This is a genomic window from Pseudomonas sp. G11, from assembly GCF_029457515.1.
In the GTDB taxonomy this organism is placed as follows: domain Bacteria; phylum Pseudomonadota; class Gammaproteobacteria; order Pseudomonadales; family Pseudomonadaceae; genus Aquipseudomonas; species Aquipseudomonas gorinensis.
On the sequence record NZ_CP120377.1, the window covers coordinates 613,211 to 628,651 of the forward strand.

Annotated in this window: 24 protein-coding genes and 1 tRNA gene; all 25 read left to right on the forward strand. The window is 59.3% G+C overall.

Annotated elements, in window-relative coordinates; all coding sequences use genetic code 11:
• Window positions 1–108: 108 nt before the first annotated feature.
• The 25 genes from P2T68_RS02700 (at window position 109) to P2T68_RS02820 (ending at window position 15,407) form a co-directional block, all read left to right on the forward strand.
• Window positions 109–459 (forward strand): hypothetical protein, encoded by a 351-nt coding sequence (locus tag P2T68_RS02700; protein WP_277379005.1) that lies wholly within the window; start codon window positions 109–111, stop codon window positions 457–459.
• Window positions 456–755, forward strand: a complete 300-nt coding sequence (locus P2T68_RS02705; RefSeq protein ID WP_277379006.1) for a hypothetical protein — start codon at window positions 456–458, stop codon at window positions 753–755. Before P2T68_RS02700 ends, P2T68_RS02705 begins: the two co-directional genes overlap by 4 nt.
• Entirely contained in the window at window positions 745–969 is a 225-nt protein-coding gene (locus P2T68_RS02710) for a hypothetical protein (protein WP_277379007.1), read from the forward strand. The genes P2T68_RS02705 and P2T68_RS02710 overlap by 11 nt, the downstream gene beginning before the upstream one ends.
• The gene (locus P2T68_RS02715; protein WP_277379008.1) at window positions 966–1,700 is read left to right on the forward strand and encodes a Rha family transcriptional regulator; all 735 of its coding nucleotides are present in this window, start codon (window positions 966–968) and stop codon (window positions 1,698–1,700) included. The genes P2T68_RS02710 and P2T68_RS02715 overlap by 4 nt, the downstream gene beginning before the upstream one ends.
• The gene (locus P2T68_RS02720; protein WP_277379009.1) at window positions 1,697–2,293 is read left to right on the forward strand and encodes a hypothetical protein; all 597 of its coding nucleotides are present in this window, start codon (window positions 1,697–1,699) and stop codon (window positions 2,291–2,293) included. The genes P2T68_RS02715 and P2T68_RS02720 overlap by 4 nt, the downstream gene beginning before the upstream one ends.
• Window positions 2,290–2,517, forward strand: a complete 228-nt coding sequence (locus P2T68_RS02725) for a hypothetical protein (protein ID WP_277379010.1) — start codon at window positions 2,290–2,292, stop codon at window positions 2,515–2,517. Before P2T68_RS02720 ends, P2T68_RS02725 begins: the two co-directional genes overlap by 4 nt.
• On the forward strand, window positions 2,514–3,245 hold the full coding sequence (locus P2T68_RS02730; protein WP_277379011.1) for a helix-turn-helix domain-containing protein: 732 nt from the start codon (window positions 2,514–2,516) through the stop codon (window positions 3,243–3,245). The genes P2T68_RS02725 and P2T68_RS02730 overlap by 4 nt, the downstream gene beginning before the upstream one ends.
• Window positions 3,232–4,053, forward strand: coding sequence for an ATP-binding protein (locus P2T68_RS02735; RefSeq protein ID WP_277379012.1), 822 nt, complete (start codon window positions 3,232–3,234; stop codon window positions 4,051–4,053). Before P2T68_RS02730 ends, P2T68_RS02735 begins: the two co-directional genes overlap by 14 nt.
• Entirely contained in the window at window positions 4,050–5,486 is a 1,437-nt protein-coding gene (locus P2T68_RS02740; RefSeq protein ID WP_277379013.1) for a replicative DNA helicase, read from the forward strand. The genes P2T68_RS02735 and P2T68_RS02740 overlap by 4 nt, the downstream gene beginning before the upstream one ends.
• A complete protein-coding gene (locus tag P2T68_RS02745) occupies window positions 5,473–6,063 on the forward strand; it encodes a hypothetical protein (protein ID WP_277379014.1) in 591 nt (196 codons plus the stop codon). Before P2T68_RS02740 ends, P2T68_RS02745 begins: the two co-directional genes overlap by 14 nt.
• Window positions 6,060–6,344, forward strand: coding sequence for a hypothetical protein (locus P2T68_RS02750; protein ID WP_277379015.1), 285 nt, complete (start codon window positions 6,060–6,062; stop codon window positions 6,342–6,344). The genes P2T68_RS02745 and P2T68_RS02750 overlap by 4 nt, the downstream gene beginning before the upstream one ends.
• Window positions 6,341–6,730, forward strand: coding sequence for an antiterminator Q family protein (locus tag P2T68_RS02755; RefSeq protein ID WP_277379016.1), 390 nt, complete (start codon window positions 6,341–6,343; stop codon window positions 6,728–6,730). Before P2T68_RS02750 ends, P2T68_RS02755 begins: the two co-directional genes overlap by 4 nt.
• A 272-nt stretch (window positions 6,731–7,002) precedes the next feature.
• A tRNA-Ser gene (locus P2T68_RS02760) sits at window positions 7,003–7,128 on the forward strand.
• Between the two features lie 54 nt (window positions 7,129–7,182).
• Entirely contained in the window at window positions 7,183–7,887 is a 705-nt protein-coding gene (locus P2T68_RS02765) for a hypothetical protein (protein ID WP_277379017.1), read from the forward strand.
• A 46-nt stretch (window positions 7,888–7,933) separates the two neighbouring features.
• Window positions 7,934–8,272, forward strand: a complete 339-nt coding sequence (locus P2T68_RS02770; protein ID WP_010211438.1) for a hypothetical protein — start codon at window positions 7,934–7,936, stop codon at window positions 8,270–8,272.
• Window positions 8,269–8,613, forward strand: a complete 345-nt coding sequence (locus tag P2T68_RS02775) for a hypothetical protein (protein ID WP_277379018.1) — start codon at window positions 8,269–8,271, stop codon at window positions 8,611–8,613. Before P2T68_RS02770 ends, P2T68_RS02775 begins: the two co-directional genes overlap by 4 nt.
• A gap of 18 nt (window positions 8,614–8,631) precedes the next feature.
• On the forward strand, window positions 8,632–8,883 hold the full coding sequence (locus P2T68_RS02780) for a hypothetical protein (protein WP_277379019.1): 252 nt from the start codon (window positions 8,632–8,634) through the stop codon (window positions 8,881–8,883).
• The gene (locus P2T68_RS02785; RefSeq protein WP_277379020.1) at window positions 8,883–9,044 is read left to right on the forward strand and encodes a hypothetical protein; all 162 of its coding nucleotides are present in this window, start codon (window positions 8,883–8,885) and stop codon (window positions 9,042–9,044) included. The genes P2T68_RS02780 and P2T68_RS02785 overlap by 1 nt, the downstream gene beginning before the upstream one ends.
• 151 nt (window positions 9,045–9,195) lie before the next feature.
• Window positions 9,196–9,528, forward strand: a complete 333-nt coding sequence (locus tag P2T68_RS02790; protein ID WP_277379021.1) for an HNH endonuclease signature motif containing protein — start codon at window positions 9,196–9,198, stop codon at window positions 9,526–9,528.
• 202 nt (window positions 9,529–9,730) lie between these two features.
• Complete coding sequence (locus tag P2T68_RS02795) at window positions 9,731–10,153, forward strand: hypothetical protein (protein ID WP_064450968.1); 423 nt, start codon at window positions 9,731–9,733, stop codon at window positions 10,151–10,153.
• 33 nt (window positions 10,154–10,186) lie between these two features.
• Window positions 10,187–11,944 carry a terminase TerL endonuclease subunit gene (locus P2T68_RS02800; protein WP_277379022.1) on the forward strand — a complete coding sequence of 586 codons (1,758 nt, stop codon included), beginning with the start codon at window positions 10,187–10,189 and terminating at the stop codon, window positions 11,942–11,944.
• A 7-nt stretch (window positions 11,945–11,951) separates the two neighbouring features.
• A complete protein-coding gene (locus tag P2T68_RS02805; RefSeq protein WP_167345845.1) occupies window positions 11,952–12,116 on the forward strand; it encodes a hypothetical protein in 165 nt (54 codons plus the stop codon).
• Window positions 12,109–13,446 (forward strand): phage portal protein, encoded by a 1,338-nt coding sequence (locus tag P2T68_RS02810; protein ID WP_049710511.1) that lies wholly within the window; start codon window positions 12,109–12,111, stop codon window positions 13,444–13,446. The genes P2T68_RS02805 and P2T68_RS02810 overlap by 8 nt, the downstream gene beginning before the upstream one ends.
• Window positions 13,443–14,144, forward strand: a complete 702-nt coding sequence (locus tag P2T68_RS02815) for an HK97 family phage prohead protease (protein ID WP_277379023.1) — start codon at window positions 13,443–13,445, stop codon at window positions 14,142–14,144. Before P2T68_RS02810 ends, P2T68_RS02815 begins: the two co-directional genes overlap by 4 nt.
• A 9-nt stretch (window positions 14,145–14,153) precedes the next feature.
• Window positions 14,154–15,407 carry a phage major capsid protein gene (locus tag P2T68_RS02820; RefSeq protein WP_277379024.1) on the forward strand — a complete coding sequence of 418 codons (1,254 nt, stop codon included), beginning with the start codon at window positions 14,154–14,156 and terminating at the stop codon, window positions 15,405–15,407.
• Window positions 15,408–15,441: the final 34 nt, after the last annotated feature.

The window sequence follows — 15,441 nt, forward strand, 5'->3', positions numbered from 1 at the left end:
CCGGTTAAACCCCAGACAGCAAAAAGCCAGCTGTCGAGGCTGGCTTCTTAATCGGTCACCTGTGTCGAGCAGGAGGCCTTGTATCTCATCGCTTGAAGGAGCGAGAAAATGTCACACCCAGAAAATACCACCGGACTTAACCGGACGCAACACCCTGATCAGGCCGACCCCATATCGGAGTCGCCTCTTATCGCCATCGTACCGGCGGAAAAGCGGCATGACGTTGCTGCAATGCTCATCGCCGAGCGCAAGCACGCAACCACCTGGTGGACGATCCTCAACGAAATGCGCCAGAGGCGCGAGCTGCCCGAATGGGCTCTCAAGATGTCCGCTGGCGCCCATCCATCTTGGGATAGCTGGGATGCCGACTGCCGGGTAACAAATATGACGCTGCTTGCTTATGACGGGCACTTGAATTTTGCAGAAGGCGTGACATTCGTCCAAGGCGGTGCGCAATGACTACTCCAAACCGCTCCGCCCTAGAAATCGCCCACGACGCACACGATGACCTTGGGGGCGCCCAGCTCGCACTGAGCAAGCTCGAATCCCTTATGCATGCCGCGCTGGCTGCAAAGCCTATGAGCCCGCACGTCTACAACCTGCTGGATATCGCCTGGAATCTGGCAGCTGATGCGGATAATACCACCTCTGGTGCCTTTGAAGAGATCGGCAAGGCCATCGAAAACTGCGCGCCACAAAACGTGCAATCCGAAAACGTGGCGCAGGAAAGTGGGGTAGCCGGCCATGAGTCGTAAAACCGTCCTTCCAGATCGCTTGGAAAGCGCGCTACTCACAATCAGCCAACTGAGCAAGATCCTGATCAACAACGAGGCGTTGCGTGGCAGTGAGCCGGAACCTCAGCTTGATCATTTGGATGTTGATGCGGTCATGCGGGCAGTTCTGTTGATCAGCGGCCAAGCGCATGACGACTTCTGCGAAATCATGAACTCTGCCGAGGCTCGCCCATGACCATCACCCCATTTACTGGCGGCGATGCCGTCACCATGTCCTCGCAAGAGATCGCCGATCTGGTCGGATCTCGTCACGACAAGGTCAAGCAATCCATTGACCGACTTGTCGAGCGGGGCGTCATTTCCCAACCCCCGGTGGGGGACGGGCCAAAAGCCGGAAACGGCGTGGTCGTTCAGGAGTACCTGGTCAATAAGCGCGACAGCTTCGTGGTGGTTGCCCAGCTATGCCCGGAATTCACCGCTGCTCTGGTGGATCGTTGGCAGGCCCTGGAAGAACAGGCCGCCCGCCCTATGACCCAGGCTGAGATTACCGCCGCCAACGCGAACCACCTGGTGGCGGTCGAGCGCCAGCAGCGGGAGCAACAGGTGGCGCTGGAGCGGATTGAGCGACGAGTCGAGGATCTCAGTCAGACAACGGTTTGGGATCACTGCCCACAGAACTGCCAGTCGCTCACTCGTATCAAGGAAACGATGCTGGCGCGCCACGGCCTGTCCGGCGCTGTCGTCGACTACGTGCTGAAGGTCTGGCCAAACCAACCTAACCCCGCCGGTATGGTCCGCAACGGCCATGAGGAAGCGCTGGGTTCGCAGTATCTGGTCTGGTCCAAAAGCCACGTCACCGCAGCGTTCCACCGGTTTGTTTCCGAATCCACGATGGTCACCACCACCCAGGCGACCCACCCATATTTTGAGGGCCGGTTCCGCCTGGTCCAGAAGGTCCAGTCATGAGTGAAGTAATCGATTTTCCGACGCCTCCAACCGTTGAAGTTATCAATGAGGCCCACTTCGAAAAGTTCGAAGACGCGGCACTTATGCTGATGTCTTTCGAAAAACTTGCTGATGCCGTTGAGGTTGTTTCTGAGGGTGGCGAGATCCACGACCGTGACGACACCCATGTCGGCCTGATGGAGGCTTGCATGGCTCTTGCGGTGATGTTCCGGCGCCGCACTGGCCACGATGCCCAGAAAGTCTCTGCAGATCATCTGGATCAGGAGAGGCAATGCCTGATGGGCGGCGTTGAGGTCAAGTCGCTGTCGATCCCATTGAGACCAACCCCTTGCGGTCCTCTTCCGAAAACGGCGTTCAACGGCATTACTGACCTCAGCTTGGCTTGGGCGGGCTTCAACTACATCAGCCGTGTGCATGAGCACATCAAGGGTAACTCGCCTCACCTGGCGGAACTTGATCTGGCACGCGCACATTCTCTCGATGCCATGAATGCTCTCAGCTTGCTGATCGAAAGGCTTTCCGGCGGCGCTGCTTTCGTCACTGGCGATGACAGCGCCAAAGTGAACGCCCCGGGCTCGGAGACTCTGCAATGACCACCACCAACCCTCATACCCCCCCCCAGGACGCCCGTACAGCCACGATCGTGACCGGCCCATGGCCTGTGTATACGCAGTTCAAGGATCTGCCCGAGCGCGAGCGCTGGGTGATGTACAGCGGCGCCAAGGCCCACCGGGAAATGCTGGAACAGGCGGGCTTCGTCATGAGTGAGAGCTATGACGACTTCGTGCGCCGGGTAACGCGGGAGCTCAACGTATGAGCATGGATCTGATGGTCAAGGCCATGAAAACCAAAGTTGGCAACCCGCTGCGCAAGCTGGTGCTGGTCAAGCTGGCTGACAACGCCAGTGACCAGGGCGAGTGCTGGCCTTCGTACCAGCACATTGCAGACCAATGCGAGATCGGCCGTTCCACTGTGAAGCTGCATATCCGCGAACTTGAAAAGGCTGGGTTTCTTCGACGGGAATATCGCCGAAAAGGTGAGCTGAATCAGTCAAATGTTTTCCATTTGTCACTTGATGGTGGGGCAGCTCATGCCCCAGGGGGTGGGGCAACAGATAACCCACCTGGGGCAGGAGATAACCCAGGGGGTGGGGCAGGAGCTGCCCCCAGAACCAGTCACTCTTCTGAACCAGTCAAGGAACCTAAAACCTTGTGTGCACAAGGTGACGAATTGGCAGATGCCTTCGAAGTGTTCTGGAAGCTGTACCCGAACAAGAAGTCGAAAAAGGACGCCCGCAAGGCATGGGAGAAGCTCAAGCCGTCCGCCGAGCTTCGCCTGACCTTGATGACCGCCCTGGGCAGTCACCGCCTTTCCCGCGACTGGACCAAGGATGACGGCCAGTACGTGCCGATGGCATCGACCTGGCTGAATGGCGAGCGCTGGACTGACGTGCTCAAGCCGGCCAATGGGGGCGCCTCAACTCAAAGCGCCGTCCTCAGCGTGCCAACCCACCGTCAGGAGGACTACCCCAATGACCGTTTCTAAATTCATCCAGGCGCCGGAACTGGCTGAAACCCGCGAAAGATCGTGCGGCACTCCAGGGCATAACGCTTTCAAGCAGTCGCTGGTAGAGCAGTTCGACGGATCGTGGAAGCTCAACGCCTGCCCAGCCTGCCGCTGGCAAGCGCTGTACAACACGCCCAAGGATCGCGAGGAGCATTTGCAGGTCGTGGCTCAGGTCGAAGCTGAGCGCCTTAACAGCGATCTCATAGCCACTGGCATCACTCCGCGCTTTCGCAAGTGCAGCCTGAGCAGCTATGTCACTGGCGACGACAAGGCCAAGCAGCGTGCTCTGAGTATCTGCCGCAAGTATGCCGAGGGCTTCGAGGATCACCTGGCCGCTGGCCGCGCCTTGATGCTGATGGGCGAGATCGGTACCGGCAAGACGCACCTGGCCTGCGCAATTCTGCAGTGCATTGTCCGAAACCAAGGATTTTCCGGCTTGATCGTCACCGCCGAGTCGATCACCCAGGCCGTGACCGACAGCTTCCGCAACAACTCGGGGCCGTCCAAGACGGACCTGGTCAACGAATTGGCCTCTGTCGACTTGCTGGTGATCGACGAGGTAGGCGTGCACTCCGTGCGGCCGGGTAAGGACTTCACGCCCAGCCTGCTGCATGAGGTGATCGACCGCCGTTACCAATTGGTCAAGCCGACGATCCTGGTGAGCAATCAGAAACCGGAGGATCTGCACAGCTTCATCGGCCCGCGCGCCGCCGACCGACTGCGTGAGAACGGCGGTCTGTTGGCGCCGTTCACCTGGAAGTCGGCACGTTCAGGAGGTTCCGCATGATGGGTTTTCCGGATGTCGCCGATTCCCCAGCGCCGTACCAAGATGTTCCCGACTCGTCGCTCTACAGCCATGAGGCGGAATACGCTCTTATTGGCAGCATGATTCAGCACCCCGATCTGATCGATGATGCCGGTGGAAAACTTTCTGCTGGGGATTTCCACCACCCGGCCTGCGCAGAGTTGTTCGAGGTTGTCTCAGGGCTCCGCTCCAGGGGGCGCGCGGTGGACGTTGTAACGATTTGCGAAGCTCGCCCACAACTGGCTGACGGTCAGAGCTCGCTGGCGGTCGCGGGGATTCTTGTGCAGAACACCCCCAGCGCGGCGAACTTTGATGAATACGGGAGGATCGTCAAGCAGCGCTCTGTCGCCCGTCGGGTTATCGCTGCTGCGAGAATCATGAGTCAGCGCCTGATTGACGGCGAACCGCTTGACGAGGTGATGAGCCAGGGCCAGCAGGCTTGGGTGTCGCTTGAGGCGGAAGGGCTCGACTCGCGCCGCCGGTACCGGTTCATCAAGGACATCCTGCCCGAGGCGATAGATGGCGTTGATCGCCGGTTCAATCGGACGGCAAGCCTTGGATTTGATACGGGCCTGCCGTCGTTGGACGAATTCATCCCAGGCATCTGTCCTGGTCACGTCGTGGTGGTGGCGGGAACGCCCGGCAGCGGCAAGACCACGTTGGGCCTTGGCATTGCCGAGCGTGTCGCCCTGGTCAAGAACGAGCCGGCGCTGGTGTTCTCGCTGGAAATGACGGACGTGGAACTGACCAACCGCTCGCTGTCCTCGGTCGGTAGCGTCCAGCTCAAGCACATCAGCGAAGGTCATTCGATGACCGACGCGGACTGGCCTGGCCTTACCTCGGCGGTGAACAAGCTGATGGATGCCCCGCTGATCATGTGCGACGACTCGTCGCTGACACTGCGGGACATTCGGCAGATCTGCCGGACGGTGAAGCGCGAGCACGGCCTTGCATTCGTCGCCCTGGATTACATCGGCCTGGTCAACGGCGAAAGCAAGTCGTCCAGCCGATACGAAACGGTCACCGAGATCAGCAAAGGATTGAAGCGCCTGGCAAAAGAGCTGGCGGTGCCCATCGTGGTGCTTGCCCAGCTCAACCGAGGCCCGAGCAATCGGCCCAACAAGCGCCCGACCAAAAGCGACCTGCGCGACTCCGGGCAGATCGAGGCCGACGCCGACGTTGTGATCCTGGTGCATCGCGATGGTGAATCCGACGCCGGGAAGGCTGGTGTCACAGAGCTGATCGTCGACAAGAACAGGCACGGGCCCACGGGCTCATGCCGTGTTCAGCACCAGGGCGCCTATCACCGGTTTGTTGAGCTTATCGGCAATCCGTATCCATCAGAGGAAGAGGTCGAGATGGGCCGCCCGCTCGCCAGTCGCTTCAAGGGGAGGAAAAACGATGAGAAGTTTTAAGCTGTTTGATCGCCTGCTGGGGCGTAGCGCCGCTCCCGCACCTTTCGTTGCCGGTGAAGCATTGGGCGCCATGCAGGCCGGCATGGAGGCCGGCAAGTCTTGCATCCTTCCGAAAGGGGCTGTGATCGTTCCGGAGCCCAAGCATCCCGAAGCAGAGCGTATCGCCGCCTCAATCCGGGATTTCCCCGAAGACTGGGGTTGGACGATGAAGGGCTACAAGATGATCCACACGCCAAGCGGCTTTGTCCTGTGGGTGGCAAATCAGGACTACGGCCTGGCTGAGGTCTACAGCAACGGAGGGAAGGGCGACTTCTCCAAGCCTGAGCAAGAGATCATCTGGCCGGCGGTCGAGGGCTGGCTGGCACGGCACAAGATCGGGTTCACCGGTCGCCTGCCGAAAGCAAGGATAACCGGGCGCAGTGGCACCTTCTGGTGTTTTGCCAAGGAGCATCCGTGGGCAGGTGTTGGCGATTCGCCGGAGGAGGCGTATCGGGCCTGGCGTCACGCTATCTCCGCCCAGGCCCGCAATGACATGAAGCCAAATGAATATCTACAGGTCCGGAGTGCCACGCTATGAGTAACGTAACGGCGGCATTGCCGCGCAAGAGCTTGACCCAGATCGAGTGCAAGTTCCTGAAGCAAGGTAACCGCCTGCTGCTGGAAAAGACCGATGGCCGAATCGGCTCGGCTGCATTCATGGATATCGTCGCCGACTGGCACGCGTCCCGATCTGCCCACGGCTTCGAAGCGTTCGCGCGCCTTTGGATCTCCGAGGGCAACGCCAAGAACAAAAAGGCTGACAAGCTGCTCCGTGAGCTGTTTGGCATGGATGAACCAACCCCGAGGAAAGCAGCATGAAAAAGCGCACCTACACCAACAAGCCTCTGGGCGACACGGAATACCTGCTGGAGCAATGGGGCTGGTGGCGGATGGACGGGATGGGAGTGCCTCGGTACGTTTCGCCTCTGTATGCCCTGATCCGCGACAACAACGTCACAGAGGGAGGCATCAAGAATTACTGCGTCACAGATGACGTCGCCCTGGTGGTGGATCGCGCGGTGGCCAAACTCGCCGCGCGGGACGCTCAGATGGGTAATTTCATCTGGCTGTACTTCGGCGCGAAATGGCCGGCGCTGCGGATCGCCCGAGACAACGACATGGGCGAGGCCAAGGCGCGGGAGCTGATCAAGGCAGGCGTAGCCTGGGTTGACTGCGCCATCGAGGTGTTTCGCGAAGCTGCGTAGAAATACCTTTCCACGCGGATAAACACCTGTTTTCATGGCACCGTGTTCAGCTTTTCAAGCGCGACACCACATCTAGAGCCCAGCCTAACCCGCTGGGCTTTTTGGTTTTTGTTGTGGGTAGCCATAGCTAGGGTGGGCCTTCGGGCAGGGCCTGGACGCGGTATGGCCGGTAGTCACGCGTTACGAAAGAACACCGGCAGCCACCGAGCCTCAGACCTCATTGTGCAAGAGGGGCGGTGGTGGCGGGCAGCGTGGGAAGACACGCACGTTATGCGGATGGTGACTGAGTGGCCAAAGGTTGAAATACCGGGTAACGCCGGCTTCATGGCTAGTTGCTTGAGGTGATCGCCACGGATCAATACCAAGGGCGCCGCAGGTCCGAATCCTGTCCATCCGCGCCTATTCAGGGCCTCAGCATTCGCTGGGGCCTTTCTCGTTATGAGGCACAGCAAATGTCCGGTTCTATCCAATCCAGCAACTACGTGCCGGGCGTTTCCGGCTGGAAATTCAACGAGGTCACCGGCGAGTTCGAGATTCATAGCTCTGACGCATCTACCAGCGCCGAGCCTCGGCTTATCAGTGTGACTGCGGGCTCTTGGTCGGATTACGACCTTCCGTCCAATGCCGTTGAGTACCACGCCTTCATCGGTGCGGAGCTGGATAAGATCCCGGCCGAGTGCCGCGCTAATGCTGATATCACAACCGAGGATATCTCGTCTGATCGTGACGGCTCGGATGTTCGTACAACGCTGACCTATGAGCGCTTCGAGACTTGCGAAGAGGTCGCGGATCGTATCGAAAAGGCTTCGGTGTCCGCTCAGATGAATGGCTTGGTTGGTGGTGGTTTCAGCATCTTCCATAACGGCCAGATTCGCGTTCGACTTGGAAGTCTTGAAGTTCCAAGCCCTTTCGTTGTCGCCGACGGCAAGGTGTATTTTCGCGATGACCTGGTGAAGGAGGCGTCGATAGCCAAAGCCAAGGTCGCGAGTGAGGGGTCGGTCCGGGTTGAGCTGTCTCCGACAGGCCAGCCGTATGCTGCTGGGTTCGGAATCGGCATTGGCGTGGCGGGCGAGTTAAAGCCCGACATCATCGTGAAGGCATCCCACATGGAAATCCTGCCTGATGGCCTGGTGAAGATCACCCAGGCGCCCAAGTAATTCGCGACAACCATTCTCTTAAAACATGCCCCACGGAGTCGAGCGCATGGAGTATTTGCAGCGCCTGCTCGACAAGATCGACAGGTTCGAATTGTTGATTGCGGGCCTGATTGGGGCCGTTGTTGCGAGCTGGTGGCACAAGGATGACTTGTCCGACTGGCGCGCCTGGATGGTGTTCTTGATCACCGGTGTTGCCTGCTCGCTGTACCTGACGAGCATGGTCAGCGCCTACCTGAATGTCACAGAGCCGAAGATTGTCGCCGGGATTGGTTTTCTCCTCGGCACATTCGGCGGCTCACTCCTGGCAGCAATCAATCGAGCCATCAAAGCCGCTGACCTTTGGGCGCTTATTCGCCAGCGGTTCGGGGGAGGCAATCCACCATGAACCTTGAACTTATCAACTCAATCGCCTGCGGCCTTATTGCGCTGTGGGCGACCTGGTGCGTACTGAGCGGGAAGGTGAGAGACGGCATCCTTGGGAAGCTGATCTACACCACGATCGCCATCACGGGTTTCGTTGTGTCGGTGCGTAGTCAGAACATCTTCTTTGGCCCGACCACCGCAGGCCTGACGCTGCATGTAGCCCTGGCTCTGGCTGGCGCCCGACACATCTTCATGGTCACGTACTGGCAACAGGTCAAGGCCTGGCTGTGCCGGACGCTGAACTGCGAGCACTGCATGAGCTGCCCGAAGGCGCCGGAAGGGATAGAGCGCCGGAAGCAGTGATCCGCGCCACGTTTTCGAATGCGCCAAATCGTGGCGCCCAACAAGGATCGCGCGATGTTGCGGACAGACAGCTTCCACCACTACAACGATGGGCGTGGCCGCCGGCGTGTGTACGTAAACGGCCATGAGGTGTCGCATGTGAAGTGGTGCGACACAGACAAGGGCATCGCTATCTATTGCCCGCTTCCGTTGCGGCTGAAGCGCCCAGGCACTGATGAGGTCTACACCCGTCGCCTTACTGGCGTGGTAACGGTCGAGAAGGTGGAGTGATGGCCAGTATTGAATTCAAGCTGAAGACCACGTTCAGCTGGTGGGTGATGCCACTGCTCAACTGCGCGGTGGTGTGGTACTGGTTCACCGGGCAAGACGAAATCGCGCCAGGCTTCATCGATTGGATCGTGCGCCATGGCCTCACGATCGAGCTCGAGTGATGGCCTGCTCAGGATGTGCAGCCCGTCGAGCCAGGGCAGTGAAGTGGCTGAGGATCGCAGGAGAGCGTGCCGGCCTGGTGCCCGCCACACCGCCTGCTGAGTCACCCACCAACCAGCCCGCCAAGAGCGAGCCAACCACCGAGTAAGCGATATGCCGGTCAGGCCACAGCGACACAAGCCGGTCTCCCCATCCACGCCCAAGCACACGACGCCCGAGCAACAGCGGGGAAGCAGCAACGAGCGCGGCTACACCTATCGCTGGCAGCAGTCGAGCAAGGGATACCTGGCCAAGCATCCGCTGTGTGTGCACTGCGAGCAGCAGGAGCGCGTGACGGTTGCAACTGACGTTGACCACATCGTTCCGCACCGCGGCGACATGGTGCTGTTCTGGGATCGGACCAACTGGCAAGGCCTGTGTCACCCCTGCCACTCAGCCAAGACAGCCAAGGAAGACGGTGGTTTCGGCAACGCCAGGCGGGCCTGATCGGCTGCTTGGGCATCACCCATGGCCTTGACCAAATGGTGCAAATGAGAGGAAATCTCATCAGAATGCACCGAAATGGTGCAAATAGGCAGACTCAATGGGTAGGGGTGGGTCAATAGTCTGGGGCTTTTCGCTTCTAGACCGCGCCCGAGCCGTTTTTTCGCACCGTCAAAATTAGCTTTTCAAAATTGAAGGACCACAAATGACCCGAGGACGGAAGCCAACGGCCCCGCACCTCAAGGTTCTGGCCGGTACAACTCGCCCGGATCGCGAGGAAGCTGACGCGCCAGAGTTCGACCTGGTCGCCGACTTCCCAGATCCACCTCAGCATCTGAATGTCGACGGCTCGGAAATGTGGCGATCACTTGGTCGCCAGCTTGTCAGCGCAAGGGTGCTGCAAGTCGTAGACCTATATTCGCTCGAGCAACTTTGCTTCGCCTGGCAATGCTTCCGGAAAAAAGCCAAGGCCGACATGGAGTCAACCGCTGCGGAAACTACCGCGCTCAAAGCATTGTTTTCAGAGTTCGGCATGACTCCGGCCAGTCGCCGGAAGGTGTCCTCTGGTTCCGAAAAACCGAAGGGCAACGCATTCGCCGGAAACGGCCGCAAGCAGGGTGCCAAATAATCGAATGATCTGGCTGTCCAGTCTGGAGTGGGAATGCGTGATTTCGTCAAGATCGCGACCGACTACGCCAAGGCTGCGGTAGCTGACAAAAAAAGGAAGAAGCACGGACGCCTGATCCGCGAAGCATCGAAGCGATTTCTTGATGACCTGAAGCGGGCAAAAAAGAAGGACTGCCCGTTTCTCTTTGACCCATGGCACGCGAACGACCCATGCGACTTCATCGAGAAGCTGCACCACGTCGAAGGCAAGTGGGAAAAACCCACTATCGTCATGCACCCTTCGCACATCTTCTTTGTGGTGCAGCTGTTCGGGTTTCGCAAACGCCAGGCGGTATATACCGAGGGCTGGGGTGATGATGGGATGTTCCATCCCCGGCGATTCACCTCTGCGCTCTTTGCCGTGGCGCGGAAGAATGCCAAGAGCACGTTGTCGTCGGCCATTCTCCTGTATTGCGAATGCTGCGAGCCGGAAGAGGGCGCCCAGATTGTCAGCGCGGCCACGACCTTCGGCCAGGCCGCAATCATCTTCAACGCTGCAAAGCGCATGGTTGAAAAGAATGCCGATCTGCGCGAGTACTTCGGCCTGGAAGTCTGGGCCAAGTCCATCACACGCGTGGAGACAGGGGCGAGTTTTAAGCCGATTCATGCAAAGGCTTCCACACAGGACGGCCTGAACCCGTCACATGTTGGCCTTGACGAGATCCACGCGCATAAAACTGCGGATCTGCTCAACGTTTTGACTTCTGCCGCCGGCGCGCGCGGAAACCCGCTCTGGCTGTACACGACTACCGAGGGATACACGAACCCGGGGCCCTGGGCTGAAATCAGGATGTTCGCCAAGAAACTGCTGTCTGGCCTGTTCGGGCACACAGCCGATCACTTCCTGGTGGTGTTCTACGCCGTTGATGACGAAGACAAGTCGCTCGGCATAAAGGCTGACCAGGAGTTCGACGAGACCTGCTGGATCAAAGCCAACCCTTTGATGGATGTGAACCCGCACTTGATGGCGGCCATCCGCAAGGAGTCGGTAGAAGCCAAGCAAATGCCATCGAAAATGGCAGAGTTTCGAATTAAGCGACTGAACCGTCCGGCATCTACAGCCGACGGCTGGGTCGACCTCAACAAGTGGCAGCGCTGCGATGGACAGGTCGATCTTGATTGGCTATCGGCGTACCCATGCTGGGGTGGCCTCGATCTGGCATCGACTACCGACCTTACATCGTTCCGCCTGGTTTGGAATGTGGATGGCGTGCTCTACACCTACGGTTGGCGGTGGGCCCCGGAAAGCGCGGTCGCTTTCCGTACCGAGCGCGGTACCGTCCCATACGCGTCGTGGGTCGAATCTGGCCTGCTTAAACAGACCGAGGGTGACGTCACGGACTACGCCGTGATCGAGGCCGACGTTAAAGAGGTTTGCGCCCGTTTCAATGTCCAGGCAATTGCCTACGACAAGTGGAACGCAAGCGACCTGGTTAACCGGCTGGTGGCCGCTGAGCTGCCGATGATTGAGTTCATCCAGGGGCCCAAGTCGTATCACCCGGCCATGCAGGCGCTGGAGCGCGCATACATCGCCGGGAACCTGGCCCACGGTGGGGACATGATCCTCAACTGGTGCGCTTCCAACCTGATCGCCCGGCGCGACGACAACATGAATATGGCACCAGACAAGAAGCGCTCCGCCGACAAAATCGACGACCTCGCTGCGCTGTTGATGGCGATAGGGGTTTCAGGCGCCGATGTGCAGAGCCAGGACCTGTCCGACTTTTTCTCAAACCCGATCATCATTGGATAAACGAACCATGGATAACGGCCTGATCCTTTTTTTAGTGGTCGCCATCGTCGCGCTTGGCCTGCTGGTGGCGGGTGTTTTTGTGCTCGCCGGGCTCGGATGGTCGCTTATCGCTGCTGGCTCTGGATTCTTGGCCGCTGCCGGATTCATCCGCAAGGGGCTGACTGGTGAATAAACCTATCAAATCAGTCCTGCGCCAGGCCCTTTTCAAGTCTGCCGAGCCTGGATTCGTGAAGTCCTCACTCGCCGGCTGGGTTGGAAGGCGTATTGGCCTGGGCGATGCGTCCTTCTGGAACGGTTACTACGGTACCGACTCTGCATCGGGCAAGACAGTAAGCCAGCAAACGGCACTTCAGCTGTCCACAGTCTGGGCGTGCGTGCGCCTGATCGCTGAAACCTTGGCCACCCTGCCAATTGCGCTTTACGAGGACAAAGATGGCGTCCCGGTTGTGGCCTCATCGCACCCTGTGCACCGCGTAATCAGCATCCAGCCGAATGCCGATCAAACGCCCGTCGAGTTCTGGGAATGCGTGGTGGCCAGCCTGCTTTTGGCCGGCAACAGCTTTAACGAGCCGCACCTGGTAGGCGGTGAGCTTTCTTCCCTGGAGTTCCTGCTACCCCAGGCTGTATCGCCGCCGCGGCGGAACAGCAACGGCGCGATTGAGTACCGATTCACAGATAGCGACGGCAAGTCCCATACGCTGCTGGATGAACAGATGATGCATACCCGCGGGTTCGGCACCGACCCAATGAGCGGGCTGAGTCCGCTGGCAATGGGTCGTAACGTGTTTGGCGCTGCCATGGCTGCCGATGAGTCGGCGAGCAAGATGTTTGCCAACGGCATGAAGCTGGGAGGGGTCTTGTCCACTGACCAGATCTTGAAGCCTGAGCAGCGCAACGATATTCGCGAGGACATGGCCGCAAAATTCGCCGGCGCCGTTAACTCCGGCAAGACGATGGTGCTGGAAGCGGGCATGAAGTATCAGCAGGTGTCCATGACGCCTGAGGATGCGCAAATGCTGCAAACCCGGGCCTTCAACGTCGAAGAGATCTGTCGGTGGTTCCGCGTTCCGCCTTGGATGGTGGGGCACACGTCCAACAGCACCAGCTGGGGAACGGGGATGGAGCAGCAAATGATCGGCTTCCTGAGTTTTACCCTGCTGCCTTGGATGAAGCGGATCGAGCAAAGCATTAACCGGCGCCTACTTCGGCCGGATGAGCGCCGGCGCTTTTACGCCAAGTTCAATCCAGAGGGCTTGCTCCGGGCCGACAGCGCTGCCCGTGCTGCGTTCTACAGCTCCATGACGCAAAACGGCATCTATACCCGCGACGACTGCCGGATCAAGGAGAACCTTGCTCCTATGGGCGGTAACGCCGCGAAGCTCACCGTTCAATCCAACATGCTGCCGATCGACAAGCTAGGGGAAGGTGCTGGTGATGCCCAGCAAGCCCGATCCGCGCTGCTGGACTGGCTCAACGAAAAACCCAAGGGGAACCAGGAATGAAACGGAAAGACCAGTCCCTGGCGGTGAAGTACCGCTCTTTTGACTACGACGTGAAGGCTGTCAGCGATGACGGCCTTTTTTCTGGCTATGGATCGGTGTTCGGCGTCGTCGACAGCTACAACGAGGTCGTCGCACCCGGCGCATTTCTTGAGTCAATCGCTGACCTTAAGTCAAAAAGTCGGGCTCTGCCGGTCCTCTGGCAGCACCGCACTGGCGAACCAATCGGATCCTGGTCCATGGACACCTTGAAAGAGGATGCCAAGGGCTTGTTCGGCGATGGCGAGCTATGGCTTGCCGATGCGCCGTATGCCCGTATCGCCATGCGCGGCATGAAGTCGCGGTCGATCACAGGGCTTTCGATCGGCTACTACGTGCGGGAATCGACCTTCGACGAGAAGACCCGAATCCGCACGCTGACCAAGCTGGACCTGGTGGAAATTTCCATTGTGACCGTGCCGGCCAACGACGAGGCGCGCACCGACACCATCAAGTCGAAGCTGGCCCACGGCGGCCTGCCATCGCTTCCCGAATTTGAGCTGCTCCTGCGCGAGGCAGGCTTCTCGAAGACACAGTCCGCGGTGATTGCCAACCGCGGCCTGCAACACCTGCTCCGGAGCGAGTCCGCGGGCGACCTGGCTGAAGCTGAACTCGTCGAGGCGATCAAATCTCGCCCGGCACTGACTCTCCCATCGTTTTGAGGATTCACCATGCATAACGCCATGAGCAACGAGGCTCGCGCCGAAAACCGCCAGATTCAGCGTAAAGAACACGCTGGCGATCAGGTCCAACTGAAAGCGGTCACTGACCTGCTGGATCAGCGCGACAAGGAAATCAAGGCTTTTGCCGAGAAGGCAAGCCAGGAAATCAAAGAGCACGGCACCATCCTTGCCGACACCAAGACCGTTTTGGATGGTCTGGTCAAGGGCGGCCTGGGCTTGCAGGACCGTTTGCAGGACCTGGAGCAGAAGATGGCTCGCCGGTTCTCTGCCAATGACCCAACGGACGAAAAGTCCTTCGGTGAGCAGTTGGCCGAGTCGGATGGTTTCCAGAACCTGGTTAAAAATGACCACGGCCGCGCACGTCTTCGCCTGAAGGCGGTGACCAACATCACCAGTTCCACGTCCGGCACCGGCGGTGTGGGTGTAGGCATCCAGCCAACGCGTGTACCAGGCATCATTACTGACCCGGAGCGTCAGTTCACGATTCGCGACCTGATCATGCCAGGCCGCACCGGATCCAACGCGGTCGAGTTCGTGCAAGAGACGGGCTTCCAAAACATGGCCGCGCCGCAAGCAGGCGAGGGCGCAGCCAAGGCGCAATCCGATCTGTCCTTCGGTTTGGTCACCACCACCGTGAAGACGATCGCTCACTGGTTCCGCGCCTCGAAGCAGGTTCTGTCGGATATCCCCCTGCTGCAGAGCTATATCAATGGCCGCGCCATTTACGGCCTGAAGTATAAGGAAGAAGAGCAGCTGATCGCTGGTGACGGTACCGGTCAGAACCTGTTGGGCCTGATTCCTCAAGCGACCGACTTCAACAACGCGCTGCGCAAGGCGGGCGACACCAAGATCGACACGCTGCGCCGCGCAATCCTGCAGGTGCGCGTCGCTGAGTATCGCGCATCGGCTATCGCGCTCAACCCTGTGGACTGGGCAGACATCGAACTGACCAAGGACAGCACCGGTTCGTACATCTGGGTCAACGTCCAGGAAGGCGGCGCTCAGCGCTTGTGGAAGCTCCCGGTAGTCGATAGCAACGCGGTGCCTGAAGGTGAATTCCTGGTTGGCGCGATGAACATCGCGGCTCAGGTGTTCGACCGCGAGGACGCCGCTGTCGAGGTTTCCACCGAAGATGGCGACAACTTCCGCACCAACATGGTCACTATCCGTGCCGAGGAGCGTCTGGCACTGGCTGTGTACCGCCCCGAGTCATTCGTACACGGCGAATTCGCAGCGCCATAAGGCCTGGGCTCGCCGTCTCAAGGAGCGCGCCCGG

Coding starts and splice junctions, on each gene's coding strand:
- P2T68_RS02735 (WP_277379012.1), top strand. CDS start 3,232: ATGACCGTTTCTAAATTCATCCAGGCGCCGGAACTGGCTGAAACCCGC.
- P2T68_RS02770 (WP_010211438.1), top strand. CDS start 7,934: ATGGAGTATTTGCAGCGCCTGCTCGACAAGATCGACAGGTTCGAATTG.
- P2T68_RS02815 (WP_277379023.1), top strand. CDS start 13,443: ATGAAACGGAAAGACCAGTCCCTGGCGGTGAAGTACCGCTCTTTTGAC.
- P2T68_RS02705 (WP_277379006.1), top strand. CDS start 456: ATGACTACTCCAAACCGCTCCGCCCTAGAAATCGCCCACGACGCACAC.
- P2T68_RS02780 (WP_277379019.1), top strand. CDS start 8,632: ATGCGCCAAATCGTGGCGCCCAACAAGGATCGCGCGATGTTGCGGACA.
- P2T68_RS02785 (WP_277379020.1), top strand. CDS start 8,883: ATGGCCAGTATTGAATTCAAGCTGAAGACCACGTTCAGCTGGTGGGTG.
- P2T68_RS02765 (WP_277379017.1), top strand. CDS start 7,183: ATGTCCGGTTCTATCCAATCCAGCAACTACGTGCCGGGCGTTTCCGGC.
- P2T68_RS02755 (WP_277379016.1), top strand. CDS start 6,341: ATGAAAAAGCGCACCTACACCAACAAGCCTCTGGGCGACACGGAATAC.
- P2T68_RS02730 (WP_277379011.1), top strand. CDS start 2,514: ATGAGCATGGATCTGATGGTCAAGGCCATGAAAACCAAAGTTGGCAAC.
- P2T68_RS02715 (WP_277379008.1), top strand. CDS start 966: ATGACCATCACCCCATTTACTGGCGGCGATGCCGTCACCATGTCCTCG.
- P2T68_RS02740 (WP_277379013.1), top strand. CDS start 4,050: ATGATGGGTTTTCCGGATGTCGCCGATTCCCCAGCGCCGTACCAAGAT.
- P2T68_RS02700 (WP_277379005.1), top strand. CDS start 109: ATGTCACACCCAGAAAATACCACCGGACTTAACCGGACGCAACACCCT.
- P2T68_RS02745 (WP_277379014.1), top strand. CDS start 5,473: ATGAGAAGTTTTAAGCTGTTTGATCGCCTGCTGGGGCGTAGCGCCGCT.
- P2T68_RS02790 (WP_277379021.1), top strand. CDS start 9,196: ATGCCGGTCAGGCCACAGCGACACAAGCCGGTCTCCCCATCCACGCCC.
- P2T68_RS02720 (WP_277379009.1), top strand. CDS start 1,697: ATGAGTGAAGTAATCGATTTTCCGACGCCTCCAACCGTTGAAGTTATC.
- P2T68_RS02800 (WP_277379022.1), top strand. CDS start 10,187: ATGCGTGATTTCGTCAAGATCGCGACCGACTACGCCAAGGCTGCGGTA.
- P2T68_RS02725 (WP_277379010.1), top strand. CDS start 2,290: ATGACCACCACCAACCCTCATACCCCCCCCCAGGACGCCCGTACAGCC.
- P2T68_RS02805 (WP_167345845.1), top strand. CDS start 11,952: ATGGATAACGGCCTGATCCTTTTTTTAGTGGTCGCCATCGTCGCGCTT.
- P2T68_RS02795 (WP_064450968.1), top strand. CDS start 9,731: ATGACCCGAGGACGGAAGCCAACGGCCCCGCACCTCAAGGTTCTGGCC.
- P2T68_RS02820 (WP_277379024.1), top strand. CDS start 14,154: ATGCATAACGCCATGAGCAACGAGGCTCGCGCCGAAAACCGCCAGATT.
- P2T68_RS02750 (WP_277379015.1), top strand. CDS start 6,060: ATGAGTAACGTAACGGCGGCATTGCCGCGCAAGAGCTTGACCCAGATC.
- P2T68_RS02710 (WP_277379007.1), top strand. CDS start 745: ATGAGTCGTAAAACCGTCCTTCCAGATCGCTTGGAAAGCGCGCTACTC.
- P2T68_RS02775 (WP_277379018.1), top strand. CDS start 8,269: ATGAACCTTGAACTTATCAACTCAATCGCCTGCGGCCTTATTGCGCTG.